The organism is Algoriphagus aurantiacus (genome assembly GCF_035156405.1).
GTDB classification, from domain to species: domain Bacteria; phylum Bacteroidota; class Bacteroidia; order Cytophagales; family Cyclobacteriaceae; genus Algoriphagus; species Algoriphagus aurantiacus.
Genome location: NZ_JAXRUT010000014.1, coordinates 1 through 21,797, shown reverse-complemented (window position 1 = coordinate 21,797; position 21,797 = coordinate 1). Strand labels below are relative to the sequence as shown.

Annotated in this window: 19 protein-coding genes and 1 pseudogene; 11 read left to right on the top strand and 9 right to left on the bottom strand. The window is 40.5% G+C overall.

The features are described from left to right. The first annotated feature begins 192 nt into the window (after positions 1 to 192). Positions 193 to 1,659, top strand: a complete 1,467-nt coding sequence (locus tag SYJ56_RS14415; RefSeq protein WP_323835235.1) for a glycine--tRNA ligase — start codon at positions 193 to 195, stop codon at positions 1,657 to 1,659. A gap of 125 nt (positions 1,660 to 1,784) precedes the next feature. Here the strand turns inward: SYJ56_RS14415 and SYJ56_RS14410 are convergent, their stop codons facing one another. Both SYJ56_RS14410 and SYJ56_RS14405 read right to left on the bottom strand, forming a co-directional pair. After that, positions 1,785 to 2,123, bottom strand: coding sequence for a hypothetical protein (locus SYJ56_RS14410; protein ID WP_323835233.1), 339 nt, complete (start codon positions 2,121 to 2,123; stop codon positions 1,785 to 1,787). A gap of 37 nt (positions 2,124 to 2,160) precedes the next feature. Next, on the bottom strand, positions 2,161 to 2,514 hold the full coding sequence (locus SYJ56_RS14405; RefSeq protein ID WP_323835231.1) for a hypothetical protein: 354 nt from the start codon (positions 2,512 to 2,514) through the stop codon (positions 2,161 to 2,163). A gap of 101 nt (positions 2,515 to 2,615) precedes the next feature. Between SYJ56_RS14405 and crtD the strand changes: the two genes are divergently transcribed. Further along, complete coding sequence (gene crtD / locus SYJ56_RS14400) at positions 2,616 to 4,082, top strand: 1-hydroxycarotenoid 3,4-desaturase CrtD (protein WP_323835229.1); 1,467 nt, start codon at positions 2,616 to 2,618, stop codon at positions 4,080 to 4,082. A 397-nt stretch (positions 4,083 to 4,479) separates the two neighbouring features. Here crtD and SYJ56_RS14395 read toward each other — a convergent pair whose 3' ends face one another. Next, positions 4,480 to 4,995: a regulatory protein RecX gene (locus SYJ56_RS14395; RefSeq protein ID WP_323835227.1), complete on the bottom strand. Its 516-nt coding sequence runs from the start codon at positions 4,993 to 4,995 to the stop codon at positions 4,480 to 4,482. 72 nt (positions 4,996 to 5,067) lie between these two features. Here SYJ56_RS14395 and tpiA point away from each other — a divergent pair, with 72 nt between their 5' ends. The 7 genes from tpiA to SYJ56_RS14360 all read left to right on the top strand — a co-directional run bounded on the left by tpiA (position 5,068) and on the right by SYJ56_RS14360 (position 13,005). After that, entirely contained in the window at positions 5,068 to 5,829 is a 762-nt protein-coding gene (gene tpiA / locus SYJ56_RS14390; RefSeq protein WP_323835224.1) for a triose-phosphate isomerase, read from the top strand. Positions 5,830 to 5,834: 5 nt separating this feature from the next. Then, positions 5,835 to 6,665: a 50S ribosomal protein L11 methyltransferase gene (prmA, locus tag SYJ56_RS14385; RefSeq protein ID WP_323835222.1), complete on the top strand. Its 831-nt coding sequence runs from the start codon at positions 5,835 to 5,837 to the stop codon at positions 6,663 to 6,665. A 355-nt stretch (positions 6,666 to 7,020) separates the two neighbouring features. After that, the gene (gene recJ, locus SYJ56_RS14380) at positions 7,021 to 8,745 is read left to right on the top strand and encodes a single-stranded-DNA-specific exonuclease RecJ (RefSeq protein WP_323835220.1); all 1,725 of its coding nucleotides are present in this window, start codon (positions 7,021 to 7,023) and stop codon (positions 8,743 to 8,745) included. A 1-nt stretch (position 8,746) separates the two neighbouring features. Beyond that, positions 8,747 to 9,484 (top strand): LPS export ABC transporter ATP-binding protein, encoded by a 738-nt coding sequence (lptB, locus tag SYJ56_RS14375; RefSeq protein WP_323835218.1) that lies wholly within the window; start codon positions 8,747 to 8,749, stop codon positions 9,482 to 9,484. Further along, complete coding sequence (locus SYJ56_RS14370) at positions 9,484 to 11,007, top strand: GH3 auxin-responsive promoter family protein (protein ID WP_323835217.1); 1,524 nt, start codon at positions 9,484 to 9,486, stop codon at positions 11,005 to 11,007. Before lptB ends, SYJ56_RS14370 begins: the two co-directional genes overlap by 1 nt. Positions 11,008 to 11,081: 74 nt before the next feature. Beyond that, positions 11,082 to 12,158 (top strand): DNA adenine methylase, encoded by a 1,077-nt coding sequence (locus SYJ56_RS14365; protein WP_323835216.1) that lies wholly within the window; start codon positions 11,082 to 11,084, stop codon positions 12,156 to 12,158. A 1-nt stretch (position 12,159) separates the two neighbouring features. Further along, positions 12,160 to 13,005, top strand: a complete 846-nt coding sequence (locus tag SYJ56_RS14360; RefSeq protein ID WP_323835215.1) for a DpnII family type II restriction endonuclease — start codon at positions 12,160 to 12,162, stop codon at positions 13,003 to 13,005. A gap of 96 nt (positions 13,006 to 13,101) precedes the next feature. Here SYJ56_RS14360 and ccsA (SYJ56_RS14355) read toward each other — a convergent pair whose 3' ends face one another. The 4 genes from ccsA (SYJ56_RS14355) to ccsA (SYJ56_RS14340) are packed head-to-tail and all read right to left on the bottom strand — an operon-like array spanning position 13,102 to position 17,001. Further along, positions 13,102 to 15,624 carry a cytochrome c biogenesis protein CcsA gene (gene ccsA, locus SYJ56_RS14355; RefSeq protein ID WP_323835214.1) on the bottom strand — a complete coding sequence of 841 codons (2,523 nt, stop codon included), beginning with the start codon at positions 15,622 to 15,624 and terminating at the stop codon, positions 13,102 to 13,104. A 28-nt stretch (positions 15,625 to 15,652) separates the two neighbouring features. Continuing rightward, a complete protein-coding gene (locus SYJ56_RS14350; RefSeq protein ID WP_323835213.1) occupies positions 15,653 to 16,069 on the bottom strand; it encodes a cytochrome c maturation protein CcmE domain-containing protein in 417 nt (138 codons plus the stop codon). 11 nt (positions 16,070 to 16,080) lie between these two features. Further along, positions 16,081 to 16,323 carry a CcmD family protein gene (locus SYJ56_RS14345; protein WP_323835212.1) on the bottom strand — a complete coding sequence of 81 codons (243 nt, stop codon included), beginning with the start codon at positions 16,321 to 16,323 and terminating at the stop codon, positions 16,081 to 16,083. A 3-nt stretch (positions 16,324 to 16,326) separates the two neighbouring features. Continuing rightward, positions 16,327 to 17,001 (bottom strand): cytochrome c biogenesis protein CcsA, encoded by a 675-nt coding sequence (gene ccsA, locus SYJ56_RS14340; RefSeq protein WP_323835211.1) that lies wholly within the window; start codon positions 16,999 to 17,001, stop codon positions 16,327 to 16,329. Between the two features lie 162 nt (positions 17,002 to 17,163). Here ccsA (SYJ56_RS14340) and SYJ56_RS14335 point away from each other — a divergent pair, with 162 nt between their 5' ends. Next, on the top strand, positions 17,164 to 18,462 hold the full coding sequence (locus tag SYJ56_RS14335; protein ID WP_323835210.1) for a serpin family protein: 1,299 nt from the start codon (positions 17,164 to 17,166) through the stop codon (positions 18,460 to 18,462). Positions 18,463 to 18,750: 288 nt separating this feature from the next. Here SYJ56_RS14335 and SYJ56_RS14330 read toward each other — a convergent pair whose 3' ends face one another. After that, positions 18,751 to 19,416: a heme exporter protein CcmB gene (locus SYJ56_RS14330; RefSeq protein ID WP_323835208.1), complete on the bottom strand. Its 666-nt coding sequence runs from the start codon at positions 19,414 to 19,416 to the stop codon at positions 18,751 to 18,753. Positions 19,417 to 19,590: 174 nt separating this feature from the next. On the opposite strand from SYJ56_RS14330, the gene htpG reads away from it, so the two are divergent. Further along, entirely contained in the window at positions 19,591 to 21,477 is a 1,887-nt protein-coding gene (htpG, locus tag SYJ56_RS14325; RefSeq protein ID WP_323835206.1) for a molecular chaperone HtpG, read from the top strand. 224 nt (positions 21,478 to 21,701) lie between these two features. Here htpG and SYJ56_RS26055 read toward each other — a convergent pair. Then, positions 21,702 to 21,797: pseudogene (locus SYJ56_RS26055) on the bottom strand (IS982 family transposase); the annotation flags it as partial.

Sequence of the window (21,797 nt, the reverse complement as noted above, 5' to 3'; positions counted from 1 at the left end):
AATATTGCAGCTGTATTCATGCCAAACCGAGGAAATGGAAATCGACTTCATAATCTTAGAATTCAGAAACGATTTTCGTTTAGGGTGGTGTTTACCTATGATGATTAACTAGGTAGTTGTTGGATGCCTTAAGAAAGTGTAAGTCTTTCATTTTTCTACTGGTATTCATTCATTTTCCCTATTTTTGCGCCTATGGCAAAAACAGCAACTCCTGCGGAAAACGCGCAATTGAAAGATATTATTTCCCATGCCAAAGAGTATGGATTTGTTTACCCTAGTTCTGAAATCTACGATGGTCTTCAGGCGGTGTATGATTATGGTGCTTACGGCGTCGAGTTGAAAAACAACCTGAAGCGTCTGTGGTGGGAGACCATGACCCGTGTACAGGACAATATCGTCGGGATCGATGCAGCGATTTTTATGCATCCTACCACCTGGAAAGCTTCTGGCCATGTAGATAGCTTTAACGATCCAATGATCGATAATAAAGACTCGAAGAAGCGATACCGTGCTGATGTGCTAGTGGAAGAGCATGCGGCAGTTTTCGAAAGAGCCGGGGATATAGAAAAAGCAAATGCATTGACCGGTAAGCTGGCGAGACTTTTGGAAGCTGAGGATCTGGCCGGTGTACGGGACTTGATCACCAATGAAGGAATCAAATGCCCTATCAGTGGCACTTCCAATTGGACCGAAGTCCGTCAGTTCAACTTAATGTTCTCTACTCAAGTCGGCTCTGTGGCTGAGGATTCCACCACTATTTACTTGAGACCCGAGACTGCCCAAGGCATTTTTGTGAACTTCCTAAATGTGCAGAAAACCGCCAGAATGAAGGTTCCTTTCGGTATTGCACAGATCGGTAAGGCTTTTAGAAATGAGATTGTTGCCCGTCAGTTTATCTTCCGTATGCGTGAATTTGAGCAGATGGAAATGCAGTTCTTTGTGCGTCCCGGTACTGAGTTGGAATGGTATCAAAAATGGGCAGAGACTAGAATGAAATGGCATTTGGCACTGGGCATTCCCCAGGAAAAACTCAGAAAGCATGACCATGAGAAGCTGGCTCACTATGCCAATGCAGCGATGGATATCGAATTTGACTTCCCTTTCGGCTTCAAAGAAGTAGAAGGAATCCACTCCAGAACAGATTTTGATCTGAAATCTCATCAGGAATTTTCTAGAAAGAAACAGCAGTATTTCGATCCGGAAGTGAATCAGAACTACATTCCTTACGTGATCGAGACATCAATCGGAGCTGATCGACTTTTCTTGTTGACGCTTTGCAACGCCTATACTGAAGAGAAAACTGAGGAGAAAAGTAGAACTCTTCTTAAACTTCATCCGGCAATTGCTCCTGTGAAAGCTGCGATTCTTCCTATTACCAAGAAAGATGGCTTGCCTGAAAAAGGCCAAGAGATCGTAGAGCTATTGAAGTATGATTTCAATATCATATACGAAGATGCTGCTTCTATCGGTAAGCGCTACGCAAGACAGGATCTGATCGGAACGCCATTCTGTATCGCTGTGGATCACCAGACGCTAGAGGACAACACAGTCACTATCCGTCACCGTGATACTACTGAGCAGGAAAGAGTGCCTATCTCCGAGCTTTATGGAAGAATCGCTGAAGCAACTAGCTTTAGAAGGATCTTCGAGAAGTTGTAAGAATCTGATAAACATAAAAAACTCCTGAGAGCGATCTTAGGAGTTTTTGGCTTTTCGGGTAGGTTCAAGACGGATTAAAAATCCTACTATATAACCTCTGGATTGCAAATCCAGAGGAGCGGATTTTACTTCACCCACAAGGCTCCATCTCGTTCATTTCGAAGAGTAGAATTATCTATATAGCGAAAAATTAACTGATCGATGACTTCATCGGCTTTAGCTACCACTATTTTTTCACCTCTGATTTTGTAGGTAGTCCTGTAGACTATATCCCCACTCGGCAAGACATCGGCTACTCCATCAGCCGATAAAGTGATAAAACTCCCGCAGTTTAACTCAGGATTGTCACCAGGGACACACCCCTCAGGTATATAAGTATAGGTGCCCAAAATCTCGGGTTCATCTAGTTTTTCACAGGAGAAGAAAATAAGTCCCAGTAGATAAAGTAGTAGTATGTTTTTCATAAAAAAGGAGTTAAGTGTACTAAAATCTGTTGCGCGATTATGGGATATCATCTTGCTTTACCCAAATGGATTTATCCCCCTCCTCTCTCAGCGAGCCGTCATCCAGTTTTTTGAAGGTCAAATCCAACCCGAACTGATCATTTTTCTCAATCTTGATTTTGTCCCCTTTGATCTTATAGGAGGTACGCGAGAAAATGTCACCGCCATACAAAACTTCAGCAACTCCACCGGCTGAGAGTATAATTAATCTACTACAGTTAAACTCAGGATTTTCCCCGGGAGTACATCCTTCGGGAGTATTAACGTAGCCACCCAAAATCTCAGGTTCATCTAGTTTTTCACACGAAAAAAACAGAAGTGCAAAGAGTGATAGGATTAATAAGTTTTTCATAAAAATGAGTTAAGTACACTATCTCTACGAAGATCAAAGTCCTACTGCTACAGAAAGCCTAACATTTATAAAAAATGTTAGTTTAGCAATTGAAAGAAATCATGACGAAAAAGGCATTCATCATTGGTTCAGGAATCGCAGGCATAGCTGCAGCTATTCGATTAGCGGTGAAAGGCTATGATGTTGAGGTGTTCGAGGCGAATGCTTATCCCGGCGGAAAACTCAGCGAGATTTCGTTGGAGAACTATCGTTTCGATGCCGGACCATCACTTTTTACACTTCCTGAGCAGGTGGATGAACTTTTTCGCCTCGCCGGCAAAAGGCCCAAAGATTACTTTGAATATGAGAAGCTGGGTGTGACTTGCCACTATTTTTGGGAAGACGGAACAAGTTTGAAAGCATATTCCGATCTCAATCGATTTGCCGAGGAAGTACAGACAAAGCTGGGTGAACCTGCATCCAATATTCGAGAAGCACTAAGGAATTCAGCTTTTATTTATGACAGCCTGGCTCCGCTTTTTATGAATCGATCACTTCATAAGCTGGACACCTGGACAAATCCCCAAGCTTTAAAGTCCTATATGAGAATGGGTAAACTGGGGATTTTTTCGACCATGAATGAGGCAAATCAAAGGCACTTTGAGCATCCTAAATTGGTGCAGCTTTTCAATCGATATGCCACATACAATGGCTCGAATCCTTTTGAAACGCCAGCGACACTTAATATTATTCCTCATTTGGAATTCAATATCGGTGCATTTTTCCCTAAAAAAGGAATGCATGACATCACATTAAGTCTTTTTAGACTATCAGAAGAGCTTGGAGTAAACTATCATTTTGGACAGAAAGTAAACCAAGTTTTAGTTGAAAATGGAATAGCAACTGGAATCATTATAAAAGGTGAAGAAATCCGTGCTAACCTAATAGTGAATAATATGGATATGGTCAATGCTTACAAAACCATTCTCAAAGGTCAGAAGCAACCTAAGCTTTTGCTCAACCAACCCAAATCCAGTTCTGCATTGATCTTTTATTGGGGAATCAGACGTGATTTCCCTGAATTGGGTCTACACAATATTTTCTTCTCGGATAATTATCCATTGGAATTTGAGCATATTTTCAAGCGAGGGACTATTTATGAAGATCCCACAGTTTACCTAAACATTACCTCTACGCATAAGCCAGATGATGCACCCGTCGGCTGCATGAATTGGTTTACCATGATTAATGTGCCCAATAACCAAGGACAGGATTGGGATAAGATGATTTCGGAAGCAAAAAGAAATATCCTACACAAGCTTAATCGCATCTTAAAAACGGATGTGGAAGCGTTGATTGAAGTGGAAGAAATCTTGGATCCACGGACGATAGAGTCCAAGACCTCAAGTGCGCAAGGCGCACTCTACGGCAATAGCTCCAATAATAAGTTTGCAGCCTTCCTGCGTCATGCAAACTATTCGTCCTCGATCAAAAATCTGTATTTCTGTGGAGGGTCTGTCCACCCTGGCGGCGGAATTCCGCTCTGCCTGCTTTCTGCCAAGATTATGAGTGAAATGATTGAAAGTTAGTGAACAGTATTTAGTCGCAGAAAACCAAATAATCATTGGCGCAAGTCTCATGACCTGCCTGACCGGTAGGCAGGCTTGTGCTATTTTCACTGCAGCCTTCAGACTGCCATACTATATGCCAGGAAATAGAAGTCTGAAGACTCATGAACCAATTTCGTGCCCTAGTTCAAGTCTTCAGACTTGGACTTAACTCGCTGCAGTCTCCCGACTGCATTTAACTAAGTAGAACCCTGCTCATTTTAGAAAAGTGTGAATGTTCTGATCTTAAGATGCTCTTAAAGTGAGTTGTCTTTTGCCAAATTATTAAGAAAATAAGGCAGTCTGAAGACTGCATTGCATCCCGGCACAAGTCTGAAGACTTGCGCCAAAGTTGAGCAGTCGCTCAAACTGCGACTGATCACTGCGACTGATCACTAATCAAATTCTCTAAAGCTTCTTTCACCAAATCCATCTCAAAGCCCTTGCTCATTAGGTATTGGGTGACCTTGTACTTCTTTTTATAGGAATCGGGTTCATTTGTACTTTCCCACTTCTTCTCCGTCTGTGTCAAAAGAGTATTATAATATTCCTCAGGATCTATTTCAGAAAGTCCCTTTCGGATGAGATTCTCAGGAACTTCACGCATTTTCAACTCCATTCGGATGCGGTTTTTTCCCCATTTTTTTAGTCTGAATTTGCCTCGGGCAAAGGCTCTTGCATATCGCTCTTCATCAACGAATTCCTCTTCGATCAATTCTGTGATCAATTGTTCTACCTGCTCATCTTTTATGCCTTTATCATACAGTTTGCGCCGAATCTCCCAAGTACAACGATCTTGGTACGCGCAGAAGGTCGTGAGCTTTTCAAAGGCTTCATCTGGCGACCAAGAGTTTTTTCCTGACTCATTTGGCTTATATTTTCCCCAACTGGACATTTTCCGTAATTTTAGATCAAATTATCCCTAGATTCTTTTTTATCAAACCTTATTAAATTTTCAAAACACATTATGCGCAAGAAAATCGTAGCCGGCAACTGGAAAATGAACATGACTTTCGAAGAAGGTCAGACCCTTACTTCCGAAATATTGAATATGATCAAAGACGAGCATACTGGCAATGCTATCGCTGTGTTAAACCCTCCTTTTCCACATATTTTCCCAGTTAAGAAACTTATCGGAGAAGCAAAAGGTGTTTTTATCGGAGCTCAAAACTGTTCTGACAAGGAAGCTGGCGCTTTCACAGGAGAAGTTTCTGTAAAGATTCTTGCTTCCTTTGGTGTACAATATGTGATTATTGGTCATAGTGAGCGTCGTGAATATTTCAAAGAAAGCAATGAAATGCTTGCTGCCAAAGTGAAACTGGCGTTAGCAAATGGCTTGACTCCAATTTTCTGCTGTGGAGAATCTCTAGAGATCAGAACTGCAGGAACTCATGAGCCAAACGTGAAATTTCAGTTGACAGAAGGTCTTTTTGACTTGAGCCCAGAGGATTTCTCGAAAATTGTGATCGCATATGAGCCAATTTGGGCTATCGGAACAGGTAAGACTGCAAGCTCTGAGGAAGCTCAGGAAATGCATGCTGCCTTGAGAAGACACATAGCTTCTAAATATGGTAAAGACATCGCAGACAACACGTCAATTCTATATGGAGGTAGCTGTAATCCAAAGAATGCACAAGAACTTTTCGCTAAGCCTGATGTAGACGGCGGGTTGATCGGCGGAGCATCACTGAAGTCTCGTGATTTCGTTGATATTATCAAATCATTCTAAGAAAAATGGATTACCTGGAGTTTAAAATCAAGTGCCTGGAGCAATTCAGGGAAATCCTAATAGCTGAATTATCTATGATTGGCTTTGATTCCTTCCTCGAAACTGAGGAAGGAATCGATGCTTATACGCTGGAGTCAGATTTTGACCGCCTTGCTTTCGATGAAGTGATCACCCAGTATCGTGAAGATGCGAAGATCACTTTGGAAGAAGGACTAATGCCGAAAGTCAACTGGAATGAGGAATGGGAAAAGAATTATGATCCCATTGCTGTGGACGATCTGGTATATGTCAGGGCTTCTTTTCACTCAAGTAAGCCTGAGTTTACCCATGAGATAGTGATCAATCCCAAAATGTCCTTTGGTACGGGACATCATGCTACTACCTTTCAGATGCTTCGACATCAAGGTAAAATCGATCATCAAGGTAAAAGAGTGTTGGATGTAGGTTCTGGAACAGGAATCCTTGCAGTGATGGCTCATTTGCTCGGAGCCAGTGAGGTGGAGGCTTTTGATATTGATGACTGGTGTGTAGATAATGGAAATGAAAATTTTGATCTGAATGGATTGACAACCCGAATGGAATTGGGTACCATCCGTGAAGTGAATCCTCAAGGCGAATTTGACATAGTCTTAGCTAATATCAATAAAAATGTTTTGCTTGACGAAATGAGCATTTACGCTGATTTACTGAAGGATAATGGTTTTTTATTACTCAGTGGCTTCTATACTGAGGATATTGATGATCTGAACGACTGTGCAAAACCATTGGGATTAGAATTGATCTCTCAGCAAAGTAAGGATAATTGGGCGGCCTTGATACTTCAAAAGAAAGCTTGAGGACTGCAGAACCAAGAGGTAGGAAGATTACAAGCTTAAACCATTAATTCGATACAACACTAGTGACTGAACTGATTATATATGCCTTCGTATTTGTGCTGCTAATAGGGCACTGTCTATTTGCAGGCAAAATGTATCGTACTGTGCATGAGGATTCCAGCCTAACTTTGACAGAGAAGAATGATTGGAAACTCAAAGCCCTTATTTTCCCAGTATATTTTTGGGGAAAATATAAGAAAGTAAAAGGCTAGCTTTTTTTGCTATCAAGTAAACTTTTAGGCTTCGTAAGCCGATTATAGAACCAATACTTTTAATTAATAAAATCACAAGAAACTTAGTTTACTAAATTAGCTTCATGGAGTACCTCTGGAAACAAAAGCCCAAAACCTCTCAATCGGCAATAGATCAGCTGAGCAAAGAGATCAATGTCAATCCGACATTGGCCAACATGCTGATAAATAGAGGGGTGGAGAGTTTTGAACAGGCAAAGAGTTACTTCCGCCCATCTTTGGTGATGCTTCATGATCCTTTTCTGATGAAGGATATGACTGAAGCTGTGGACAGGATTCAAGTTGCGATTGCCGGAGGGGAAAAGATCATGGTCTATGGAGATTATGATGTGGACGGCACCACAGCAGTGGCGCTGATGTATGGATTCCTAAAGACTTTCTATCCAGATGTAGTGTTTTATATCCCTGACCGTTACAAAGAAGGCTATGGCATCTCTGAAAAAGGAGTACGATTCGCAGCTGAAAATGATATTAAACTAATTATAGCACTGGATTGTGGGATAAAAGCCATTGAGAAGGTAGCGTTAGCCTCAGAGCTGGGAGTTGATTTTATTATTTGTGATCACCATACACCTGGTAATAAACTTCCGGCTGCAGTAGCAGTATTGGATGCCAAACGCAGGGATTGCAATTATCCATACAAGGAGCTCAGTGGTGCGGGAGTTGGCTTTAAACTAATTCAGGCTATTGCAATCAAGCGGGGAATTGACAGTTCGCAGTTGGACACTTACTTAGATCTAGTGGCCGTGAGTATCGCGGCGGATATCGTACCTATTACGGGTGAAAACAGAATTCTTGCTTATTACGGTCTAGATCGTTTGAATAATACTCCTCGTCCTGGCTTGAAAGCGTTGATGCTGAGTAGCAATCTGGAAAAGGACATCGGGATTTCTGATGTGGTCTTCAAGATTGGGCCGAGAATCAATGCTTCGGGAAGATTGGAACATGCCAAGGCATCCGTGGAATTGTTGATTTCATCCGAACTGGAAGGGGCGATGGAACGGGCCAAGGTGGTGGATGAAGTAAATGCCACCAGACGGAATTTTGATGAGAATATCACCAAGGAGGCTTTCGAAATGATTGCCTCCCGAGAGGAATTGGTAGAGTGGAATTCCACTGTTCTTTTCAAGGATGACTGGCACAAAGGTGTCATTGGAATTGTAGCTAGTCGTTGTATTGAAAAATACTATAGGCCTACGATCATTTTGACGGAGTCAAATGGCAAAGCAACAGGAAGCGCAAGATCAGTAGTGGATTTTAATATATACGAAGCTATAGAGGAGTGTGCAGATCTATTGGACCAGTTTGGAGGACATATGTACGCGGCCGGATTGACTCTTCCTGTGGAGAATGTCACTGCTTTTCAAGAGAAGTTTGAGGCAGTTGTAAAGAGTAGAATCGAGGAAGTTCACCGTAAGCCAGTGATAGAAGTTGACGATGAATTGCTATTAGATCAGATTAATTACAAGTTTTATAATATCTTGAAGCAAATGGCACCTTTTGGGCCAGGAAATACGGAGCCGATTTTCAGAATCGCCAATGTGTATGCCGAAGATGTCACAGTACTCAAAGACAAACATTTGAGATTTAAAATTGTCCAGGATGGTCAGGTAACTACGCCTGTTTGTCTTGGATTTGGGATGGCAGATCGGGCGAAAGATCCCGATTTGACTACCGTAAATATGCTTCGTGGAAAAATGCGATTTGATATAGTCGCAGAAATGAGAGAAAATGTGTTTCGCGACAAGAGTAGTTTGCAACTCTACGTGAAAGACATCAAATTTGATTGATATGATTCTTCGTGCCGAAAATTTAGTAAAAATATACAAAGGTCGCCGAGTGGTGAATGACATCTCTGTGGAGGTAAGCCAAGGTGAGATCGTTGGTCTATTGGGTCCAAATGGAGCTGGTAAAACAACGTCATTCTACATGATAGTTGGATTGATCCAGCCAAATGAAGGTAAAATTTTTCTAGAGAATGAGAATATCACCAAGCTTCCCATGTACAGAAGGGCAAAGCAGGGAATCGGTTATTTGGCTCAGGAAGCTTCAGTTTTTAGGAAGCTTTCAGTAGAAGAGAATATCATGGCTGTTTTGGAAATGACCAAAATGCCGAAGCAAGAGCGCAAAGAGAAAGTTGAGAGTCTACTCGAAGAATTCAGCTTGACGCATGTACGTAAAAACCTTGGAATGGTACTTTCCGGAGGTGAACGAAGAAGAACTGAGATAGCCCGAGCCTTAGCCGTTGATCCAAAATTCGTCTTACTAGATGAGCCTTTTGCTGGAGTTGACCCTATTGCTGTGGAAGAAATCCAGACCATTGTAGCGAAGCTGAAAACAAAAAATATAGGCATTCTGATCACTGATCACAATGTGAACGAAACACTTTCCATTACCGATAGAGCATATTTAATGTTCGAAGGTAGGCTTTTGAAAGCAGGTACAGCTGAGGAGCTTGCAGCTGATGAACAAGTACGAAAGGTGTATTTGGGAAGTAATTTCGAGTTGAAACGAAAAATTTTTAATTGATGGCGGTTCTGAATTCCTTTATGACTTGGATCTTCAAGAGCCGTCTGGGTCAAATCGACAATTTCAAACAAAATCCTATTTCTGTTCAAGAGACTATTTTCAAAGAGCTAATTGAAGCTGGAAAGAAAACTGACTTCGGAAAGGAGCACGGGTTTGCTGAGATTAAAAGCTATGCCGATTTTGCTAACAAAGTGCCAATACGAAATTATGATAAATTTAAACCGTACATCGACAAGGCGATGGCGGGTAGCGAAAATGTAATCTGGAATACAGAAATAGAATGGTTTGCAAAATCTTCAGGAACCACTTCAAGTCGTAGCAAATACATCCCTGTGACCCATGAGAGTTTAGAAGAATGTCATTATAAAGGTGGCAAGGATATGGTAGCCCTTTATATGTCCAATTATCCTGATTCAAGACTTTTTACTGGTAAAACACTTACCATAGGTGGTACATTGGATAATAATCCGCTTAATCCGCAAGGGACAGCAAGGGCGGGAGACATCTCTGCCGTGATCATGGAAAACTTGCCTTTTTGGGCTTATTTTGTTCGTACGCCATCGAAGGAAACTGCTCTGATGGGAGAATGGGAGGCTAAGATTGAAAAAATGGCTCGGGAGACCATGGACGAAGATGTGACCTGCATGGCTGGAGTACCTACTTGGACTATAGTTCTTTTGCAAAAAGTCTTAGAATTAAAGAAAGCCAAGAATATTCTGGAAGTATGGCCAAATCTGGAGATTTTTTTTCACGGGGCAGTTGCTTTTGGGCCATATAGAAGTCTTTTCAAAGAACTTATTCCTTCAGAAAAAATGCGATATATGGAAACCTATAATGCCTCTGAAGGATTCTTTGGGATTCAGGACCAGAAAAATTCAGATGAGCTGTTGCTATTGCTGGATTATGGGATTTTCTATGAATTCATTTCCATGGAAGAGTGGGAAAATGAAAATCCAGAAGTGATTCCTTTGTCTCAAGTGGAGGTAGATAAGAATTATGCTCTGGTGATCAATACTAATGGTGGGCTGTGGAGGTATAAAATCGGTGATACTGTTAAGTTCTCATCGACCTCACCCTATCGATTCAGAATAACGGGTCGCACAAGACATTTTCTCAATGCATTCGGGGAAGAGGTGATCGTGGAAAATGCCGAAAAAGCAATTCAATTTGCTGCGGAGCATACAAATGCTATGATCTCTAATTTTACTGCTGCTCCTGTATATTTTGACGGTTCTGGATCAAAAGGAGCCCATGAATGGATCATTGAGTTTCAAAAGAATCCATCTGATCCAAAGGAATTTGACCGGCTTTTAGATGAGCATTTGAGAGAAATCAATTCGGATTACGATGCTAAGCGTTATAAAGGATTGGCTTTGGTAGAACCCATTATTCATCATGCTCCAATTGGCATATTTGAAAATTGGATGCGCAAAAGGGGAAAATTAGGCGGCCAGCATAAAGTACCTAGGCTTTCCAATTCCAGAGAGTATGTTGATGAGATTTTGGGAATGCTAGTAACTTAGCTTTTTTGATTGGAAGCTAGATTAAGTTAAATTCTAATCTATATTATTGCTAAGAGTAAACTTTAAAATGAAAAATGCAGGATTTGCAATTATTTCCATTTGATTCAGAACTCTCTGTTGAATATCGAGCATCAAGATATCCTTTGATGAGATATATGGGGAGTAAAAATAAGTTAGTTCCATGGATTCATGAGACCTTGGACAGCTTAGATTTTGAATCTGCATTGGATGCATTTTCAGGTTCCGGAGTGGTCTCATATTTGATGAAATCAATGAATAAGAGAGTATATTCTAATGATTTTTTAAATTTTTCAGCAGTTATATCAAAAGGTGTTATTGAAAATAACACCGACCTAATCAGCCCACAGGATTTGTCTTTTTTACTGGACATGAATGTCAAGTCAGATGATTTTATTCAAAAAACTTTCAAGAATGTTTTTTACTCACCCGCTGACCTTCTTTTTTTAGATAAAATTTCAGCAAACATTTCTCAAATAAGCTCTAAGTATAAACGGGCACTTGCCTATACTGCCTTATTTAGGTCCTGTTTAAAGAAACAACCGCGTGGAGTATTTACAATTTCGGGGAATCTCGATAGGTATAATGATGGAAGAAGAGATTTAAGAATTTCATTAGAAGATCATTTTGTAGAACAAGTAGCAATTTACAATGATGTGATTTTTAATAATCATAAAGAAAATGTTTCATTTAACTTAAATGTTTTCGAATTCAGCAATATTATTTATAAACCTGATCTGGTATACATGGATCCTCCATACGTACCTGCTTCTGATGATAACTGTTACGTAAAACGATATCATTTTTTGGAAGGTCTATCCAAATATTGGAGAGGGGAAGAGATCATGGAAAATACTAAAGTGAAAAAAATTAAGAAAAAATATACTGCATTCTCTTATAGAAAGACGGCTATTAAAGCATTTGAAGATATGTTTGATAAATTTTCGGACAGCACATTAGTATTATCCTATTCTTCAAATGCATACCCTGATTTGGAAACTCTAATTTCTATTATGAAAAATCAAAAAACAGATGTTGAGGTCAAAGTAAAACCTCATAAGTATCATTTTGGCAATCATTCCTCCGTATCCCGATCAGATGTTAATGAGTATTTAGTTATAGGTCAGGGTTAAGATGAGAAGACACAAACAAACTAAGAACCAGTTAGTAGCAGATTTAGGAGAAGTTTTGACAGACTGGAGAGATGCCTTTGCGATGAACTTTATTGAATACCTCAATAATTTAGAGCAAAATGGAGATTTGAAAGAAGAGCACCTTATTAATCTACTGGAAGAGGATTTTGAAATTGCTATTACTTTATTTCGCATAATCTTAGAACAATCAAAAGATGAATTTAAAGAGACCCTAAAAGCTATCTTTTATGATAGTATTAAAGGATATGGAAAAACATCTTTTAAGTCTAGTCCGATCGAATATGTGAAATCTCTTAATAAACTTGGATTAGCTCAGAAAATCAATGAGATGTCTGCTAGGACATATTCTTGGAAAGATATTATTGAAGAACGGCTTAAGATGGGAAGAGGAAGTGCTATTAAAGGTCAGACGAGAGGAAAAAATCTGGAAGATTTTGTTGAGATAATTGTTAAAGATGTTTTTGATAAATTCGAGATTAGAAAAAGCTTTATCGGCTCAAATGGACTTAGTACAGCTAAAGCTGATTTTTGTATTCCTTCAAAAGAACAACCAAGCATTGTTATTGAAGTTAAAGCTTACGGGGCTACAGGTAGTAAGCAAAGTGATGTAATTGGTGATGTTCAAAAAATAATCAGTGAAAAACGTAACGACACGTATTTTCTTCTAATTACAGATGGTGTCACCTGGACTGCTAGACTTCGCGATTTTGAACGACTGGTTGAGTTTCAGAACTCGGGTGATATTTATCGTATTTATACCCAGAAAATGAAACATGAGTTGCGTGAAGATTTGACTCAGTTGAAGATCGAATTATCAATAGATTAGAATAGAACATTATACTTGATTTGAAAGCTTGCTTGTTATAAACAACAAAGCCCACCGATATATCGGCGGGCTTTGTTCTGTATTAGACTACTGAGTTTAGACTTCCAATCCTTTATCCCTCATTTTTTTGAACTCATCAAATCTTCTGAAAATCGCGACGGTAAATCCAACCAGCATAATGATTGTACCGATCCAAAGAACATTGATGTAAGGCTTCACGATCGCTTTCATCACCACGTAATCTTTTTGGTATTGATTGACCTTAAAGACAAACTTGTTCTCTTCAGGCAAGATGTTTTCTAAGCTGATTTTGATTCCCAACTCATTATCTATCACAGGTAGTTTACCTACCTGATTGTTGCGGATAATAAAGGTAGGCTGAAGTAGCTTCTCTACGTCATAATCCAAAATTCTAAGATTAGCTCGTACGGCCACATCACCTTCTTGAAGCACATAGCCATCTAGTTCCTGTAGCACATCTGCTCCGTCAAAATAGGTAACAAAATCCGCTACGTGAAATTGTTCTCCTGGAGCTACTTCGTAGATCTCATCTTCTTTCCAATCTGGATCCTCTGAATCATTCATGGCTGCCACATACGTGTAGAGATCCTTGTCTATGAATATTCTGGAAGCAGGTGAAGAAATCAATCCACCCATGCCTTCATTAAATTGAGACATAGGGCTCAGCGAGAACTTCAAAACTTCATTTTGATAATATTCAATCTGGAAGTAGTCATTCTCTTCCAATACGATGTCAACTTTATCACCCTTCTTGAAGTAATCCTTATAATCCTCCAATGCAAGGGCTTCATTTACTTTCCCTGTAGGTTCCAAAATCTTCGCAGGAACATATTCGGAAATTCCTTTCACTTTTTTCTGACGACCACGGTAGATCACCGTGTAATCTTTCATCTGTGTAGGCTTATTGATCCAGAGTAATACATGTTCTTTGTTCAGCTCATCTTCCCAGCTATTACTATAGGTAAGGCCAGACATATTGATAGAAATGGTGTCAGAATAGCCAGAGCTGAACATGATACCGATTAGAATCATGCCCAAACCAATATGTGCCAAAGAGCCTCCTGCTAGTTTAAAGGATGATTTCTTCAGGATTTTGAATAAAATTACCGAGTTGGCAGTGATCGTAAATGTTCCTGCGAGAATTACAATGATGTATTGCCAATCATAAACTTTAGCAAGGACAATAATGGCTGCAGACAGTAAAACGGAGATGATATAAGGTGTTAAAAGAGCATCTTTCAATGCCTTCTTATCCATTTTTTGCCACCAGAAAAACTGTCCCACAGCCGTGAGCATTGCCAGAGCTACAGCAAACCATAGTTGGAATTTGGTATAAAACTCAATCTGATCAGCAGGAGGAGCCATATTGGATATACCTCCAAAGCTTTCTACCATGGCATTCCAGGCAGGAATAGAAGTAGGAAGTATTACCTGAAAAGCCATCAAAGCCAATGTAGTAGCACCAATGAATACCCAGAACTCACGGGAATAAACTGAGGCTTCTTTCTCCGAAGTTGGGATGTGTTTCCATACTCTCACGCATAGAACTACTGCGATTACAAGGAAGAAAAGCATGTAGATCAGCAATTGACCAGACAGACCAAGATCGGTGAATGAGTGGACTGAAGCATCCCCCAGCACCCCTGATCTCACTAAGAATGTCGCATAGAGCACCAGAATAAAGGTCATAATAACCAATACAATGGAGGTCTTCAGAGCCGTTGCACTTTTCTTATAAGTGATCATAGTGTGAATGGACGCGACAAGAATCAGCCAGGGTACATACACCGCATTTTCCACTGGATCCCAGTTCCAATACCCACCAAAGTTCAATGTCACATAAGCCCAATAGGCTCCCATGATAATACCCATCCCCAGGATCATAGCAGAGAAAATTGCCCAAGGCAAAGCCGGACGTATCCATTCCGAGTATTTTTTGGTAACCAGTCCGCCCATCAAAAAGGCGAAGGGAACCAAAGTAGATGCGTAGCCCAAGAATAATGTAGGAGGATGAATTACCATCCAGATGTTTTGCAGGAGGGGATTCAAACCCGTCCCATCTTCTGGTACAAAATCAGGATTCATCTGGAAAATCGGTGCTTGCGTGGCATCTCTCAGTAGAATAAATGGAGAACTGCCAATTTTCAGATCAACTATCACCACGCCCAAAATCATAGAAACCAAGAATGCCTGTACAAGCGCAAACACGACCATTACCGGAGCTTCCCAATACTTGTTGGTGAAAACAAGGATGGTTCCTAGTACAACATTCCAGAAGATCCAAAGAATGAAAGCACCTTCTTGGCCTTCCCAAAAACTGGAGATCATGTAGTGAACAGGAAGTGCTTCCGAACTGTGGGAATAAGCGTAGAAGTATTCGAACCTGTGATTGTAGATAATCTCAAAAAGTGAAATGGCTATCATCACTGCAGAGATGCCATGGATAGCAAAGCTGATTCTACTGAATCTTCTCCAACTGGCTTTTTCCAGTTCGTTAGCCCGGAAATACTGAATGTAAGCGTATGCGGTAGTCAGTGCACTGACAAAGGCCACTATAGTCATGAAGTGGCCAAGATTACCGATAAAGGTATTGATCATGGATTTTTTTTATTCAAACTGCCTTAACTCACATTCCTGCCGCCTGCACATCAGTCTCCTGATATTTGGAAGGGCATTTCATCAAAATTTTATCGGCAATAAATATTTCCTCATTCTTGTATGAACCGATTACCACCACGGATTCTGAGCGGGTGAAATCTGCCGGTACTGGTTCATTGTAAAATACCTCCTGCTCTACGCCTTCATTATCGACAAGCACAAAAGTGAAAGAAACTTTGTCGTCCCGCACATTCAGTCCGGTGACCTCTCCGCTGGCATCTTTTTTCAGCTGACCTACTACGTGGATGGCTTTATCCTCACCATTTTGTTTCATTTCTTTAGCAGTGGAAAAGCTTTCATAGCTACTCGCATCGCCGATAGAAGTCATTATGATTACTATTGCTATCGCAATAATTCCTAATCCTATAATATGTCCCTTTTTCATAGTTCTGAATTTTAGGAATGTAGATTTTTTTCAAGTTTGCTGATCTTTCTATCGGTGCTGATCAGATACACGGTGATGCCTGAAAATATGAGCACGATCACTCCTACCAAAACATAGATTTTGCCGTTTGAGCGCATGGTATCTGCCATTTCCACTGAGCTATTTGTGTAGTCAGCATCTGTAACCTCGATTTTCTCTTGTGCCAAAGCAGAAAGACTGAAAACCAAAAGTGCAATTGTAAGTAATTTTTTCATCGATTAGGAATTAATCATTCGGTCTTCAATTATCCTTTCCACCCTACGCATTCTAACGCGAACGGTTGCGATCCAACTGCCTAATAATGTCCATCCAATTATCGCCGGATAGAACACCGCCCTTAGCTTGGAGTCCAAATCATAAGCATTAAAGCCGGGGTTTCCTCCATTTCCTGGGTGCAAACTGTCTGTTAATCTTGGCAATACGAAGATAAGAGGAATAAATGCCGCGAAAGCAAATATATTGTAGATGGCTCCGATCCGTGCTCTTTGCTGCGAGTCGGTAAGTGAATTTCTTAGAATTAAATAGGCGAAATACATCAAAATTCCGATGGCCGCTGCATTTTGTTTTGGATCTCCACTCCAGTAATCTCCCCAAGTAAACTTAGCCCATAGCATACCAGTAACGATTCCTAGAACTCCGAAGAGTATTGCTGAGTTAGTAAATTCAATTGCTAAATCGTCGTTCCTGACATCGTTGGTTCGAAGATACTTGATACTGAAGTAGACAGCAGCTACCAACATAAGGATCATTCCAAACCACATAGTGACATGAAAGTGAAGAGCGCGTATAGTTTCGTTGAGGATCGGAAGTCGCGGTGCTTCCATCAGCAAGCCTGCGATTAGCGTGTACAGCAGCAGGGCAATTGCAAGAATTTTCCACCAGGATTGGCGCATAGGGTATTTTTGCTAATTCAAATGCAAAAATAAGGCATAAGTTCCTGAAAACGCTGCTTTTTGTGAAGTCTTTTAACCACGGAGGTCGCGGAGGTTAGCGCAGAGTTCATTCAGAATGTAGCATTTTGAAGATTGCCAACGTCTTTAGGGAAATAGATCGCTATGAAACCATTCTTTATCAAATCCTACAGGAGCACCAAACCTGCCGCAAGCCTATTTATTCTTTCAGCATTTATCTTCTGCTTTAGCTGCATTTCCGGTGAGGATAATTCCCCTACGGGAAAAGTAGAAGCAAATTTGAGGGAGTTGTCTTTAGATGAAAACAGACTTTCCGAGGCAAATACCCAATTTGCGACGAACCTTTTCCAACAGTTAGCCTCAAATGATGATTCCAAAAATCTATTCTTCAGCCCATATTCAGTACACCAAGCATTGGCTATGGCCATGAATGGCAATGATGGGGAGGTTTTAGAAGAATTTGTCCAAGTTTTGCAGATGGAGGGCATGAGCTTGGCAGAAGCAAATCAGGCGGTCAAAGACCTTACTTCATTTTTACTGGATGTAGACCCTAAAGTAAAATTAAGCATAGCCAATGGCATTTGGTATAAACACGACTATCAAGTAAAAATCCCTTTCAAGGATGCTGCCCAACAATATTTCAATGCTGAAATTGCTCCACTTGATGTGTATGACCCAAATTCTGTGGACATCATCAATCACTGGATAGAAAAACAGACCAACAACCTCATCAAAGATATGCTGGACTTTATTCCGGAAGATGCTGTGATGTATTTAGTCAATGCGATTTACTTCAAAGGGGACTGGACCTATAATTTTCCAAAAGAGAATACCCGCAAAGAGAAATTCACGCTCGGCAATGGGGAAGAAATCATGGTAGATATGATGAATTTGGGTGAGTCGGCGGGATTCAAAGCTTATGGTGCAGCAGACTACACTTACTTGGAAATACCCTACAGTTCAGAACAATATTCTATGGGGATTTTAATCAATGAAAGCGGTAATCTTTCAGAACTATATCCTCACTTTACCTTGGAAAATTTGAATCTATGGAGAAGTAATCCCAGGGATGTGAATTTGATTTTGAAAATGCCGAAATTTAAGATTGAATATAAAATCGATAACCTTTCGAATGACTTACAAGACATGGGCTTGGTGAGACCATTTAGTTTCCATCAAGACAACTTCACTCAGTTATTCTCCAACCCAACTGATGAGTTGAAAATCAGCAGGGTAATCCACCAAGCGCTTATAGAAGTAGATGAAAAGGGTACAGAAGCTGCCGCGGCAACGATCATTGAAGTGGTTGAATTAACCAGTTTACCACCCAATTCAACACCGACAATTTTCACCTTGGACAGACCTTTTATCTTTTTTATCCAAGAGAAACACAGTGGAGCGATTTTGTTTATGGGGAAATTGGAGAATCCTTTGGAAAGTTAAGCAATTACCCAATGATTGAGACTTGGAGTCTTTTGTGATGCATTTAGGATTGAGGTTTGTTTTATGAAATAAAAATATGTGTATCCGCATGGATGCACGTACCAGAATTTTGTCTGGTTCTAGCCTAAAAAAATCCCCCTTGGCCCCTTTTAGAAAGGGGGAATTGCCAAATTTGAACCTCTAGCATTAATTCAAAGTACGTACGTGCAGTTAAGCGGATACTCATAAATAAAAGCCTAGCAAGCCATCGATTACCTGTAATTGGGGGAATCTTCCAATCTTTTAATCTCAAGACCTCCATAAATAAGGGAACAAAATATATACCGTCACTGCTACAATCGCATTGATTGCCAGAAGTGTCAAAAGCTTGTCTACACTTACGCTCCAATCCAATCCATCCATGGCGTTTTTTGAAATGCGGATAGCCATCAGAAGGATCGGGATAATTACAGGAAAGCTCAGAATGGCCATAAGCGTGGCATTATTGCCAGCTTTGGAGGCAATACCGCTTACCATAGTCAAACTCGCAGAAAATCCCATCGCTCCAAGAACCAGATTGAGCAGGAATAAGCCTTGGTCTTGGACAGGATTGCCGAGTATCACTGAGAAAACCATATATCCCAACAGGGCCAATATCAATGTGAGACCGGTATTGTAGATGATTTTGGAAAGGATAATAGCTTCTGGAGAAGCAATCATGTAATAGTAGAGTTGACGACCCTGATGCTCTTGGACAAAGCTTTTGGCCACGGCATTTACCGCCGAGAAAAGAATGATAATCCAATACAATGCATTCCAGGTCGGAGCGGAAATATTCCCTTGCTTTGCCCCCACACTCAAATAGGTAATGAAAACAGCCGAAACCACGTAAAGCAAAATCCCATTCAGCGCGAATTTCTGTCGCCACTCCAGCGTGACTTCCTTGCTAATGAGAACCGAGATTTCTTTCCACATGGCCAAAGATATTGATTTCGGATTGCGAATTTCAGATTTCGTCCGGCAAATCGTAAATCCGATAGCATACATCCGAAATCGAAACTGCCAAAATGACACCAAAACTGCTTTGGAACAACAGTTGCAATTCTGTGCCCGACAAACCATGTGTTTAACTTAAACTAATTTATAGCCATGCAGGAAAAAGGCACGATCTCGATCCATACCGAGAACATTTTCCCGATTATCAAGAAGTTTCTCTATTCTGATAACGAGATTTTTCTAAGAGAACTTGTTTCCAACGCCGTCGATGCGACTCAAAAAATCAAACGATTAGCGACATTAGGTCAGTATACAGGCGAACTTGGTGACACTACGGTCGAAGTGAGTTTCGACGAGAAAAAGAAAACCATCACCATCTCTGACCGAGGTCTTGGGATGACTGCTGAAGAAATCAAAAAGTACATTAACCAAATTGCTTTCTCAGGAGCAGAGGAGTTTGTAGAGAAATTCAAGGATGCCAAAGATGCCAATGAGATCATCGGTAAATTTGGTTTGGGTTTCTACTCAGCTTTTATGGTTGCCGACACGGTGGAAATCAATTCTCTTTCTTACCAAGAGGGTGCGGAAGCAGCTAAATGGACCTGCGACGGCTCTACTTCTTTCGAAATTTCCAAAGGAAAAAGAAAAGACCGTGGAACCGACGTTATTCTACATATCAACAAGGATTCCGAAGAGTTCTTAGACAAATGGAAGCTTCAGGGAATCCTTGACAAATACGCAAAATTCCTTCCTGTTCCTATCAAATTTGGTACAAAAACTGAATCAGTAGAGGATGGAGTAGATGACAAGGGTGAGAAGAAATGGAAGTCAGTAGAAGTTGATAACTTCATTAATACTACTGCTCCTATCTGGACCAAATCGCCAAGTGATCTGACTGATGAGGATTATCTGAAATTCTACAAGGAGCTATATCCAATGTCAGAAGATCCACTTTTCTGGATTCACCTGAATGTGGATTATCCATTCAACTTGACGGGGGTGTTGTATTTCCCGAAAGTGAAAAACGAGTTCGAACTTCAGAGAAACAAGATCAAACTTTTCAGCCGTCAGGTATTTATCACCGACGAGGTGAAAGACATCGTTCCTGAGTTTTTGATGCTGCTTCATGGCGTGATTGATTCTCCGGATATTCCTCTGAACGTATCCAGAAGCTTTTTGCAAGCGGATGGCAATGTGAAGAAAATCAATTCTTATATCACCAAGAAAGTGGCGGATAAGCTTGCAGAGCTTTACAAAAAAGACAGAAAAGCCTACGAAGATAAGTGGGATGACATCGGGCTTTTCGTGAAATACGGAATGATCTCTGAAGAGAAATTCTACGAAAAAGGAAAAGACTTTGCTTTACTGAAAAACACCAAAGGGGAATTCTTTACTATCGAAGAATATCAGTCTAAAGTAAAGCCAAATCAAACGGATAAGAATGAGCAGATAGTTATCTTGTATGCGACAGATTTGGATAAGCAAGACGGTTTCATCCAGTCTGCAAACAAGAAAGATTATGATGTGTTGGTGATGGATTCTCCGATTGACAGCCATTTTATCCAAAACTTGGAATCTAAGCTCGAGAAAACGCAACTGAAGCGGGTGGATGCTGATGTGGCTGAGAAGTTGATCCAGAAGGATGATACTTATGCCAACTTGCTGACAGAAGATCAAAGCAAGGAAGTGAAGGAAATCTTCGATAAAGCGATCAACAACAAGACTTACACAGTAGAAGTGGAAGGGCTAAGCCCAGAAGAGCTTCCGGTGACAATCACCATGGAAGAGTTCATGCGCAGAATGAAGGAAATGGCAGCTACTGGCGGCGGAGGAATGGGCTTCTACGGTTCACTTCCTGATGCTTACAAAGTGGCCATTAACGGTAACCACCCAGTAGTGGATAAAGTCTTGAAAGCAGAGACTGAAGAAGAGAAGACAAAAATAGCCAAGCAGGCATTCGATCTGGCTCTTCTTTCTCAAGGCTTGCTTACGGGTAAGGATTTGACTGCCTTTGTGAAGAGAAGTGTGGAATTGCTGTAATGAGTACTTAACCCTTGAGGTTTTTAAAACCTCGAGGGTTTTATGTATTTAACCTTATCCCTTGCCAAATCGGCTGGGGATTTTTTTTAATTAACATTTCTCAAACCAAGATTTTTCTGCTATAGAAGCGATTTTCCTGATTTTTTTTAATTAAATGATTTAAAGGGGGGTTATGGATTTTGGTTAGCGAGAATAAAAATTATCTTGCTAACCTGAGTTCGATTTTAAAAAACGGCTAATTGGTTTGTTTCGACGGGTTGATACTTGATTGCGGGCTTTTTAGGGAAGAAGGAATAGGCAATTAAACCTGCGACAAGGTT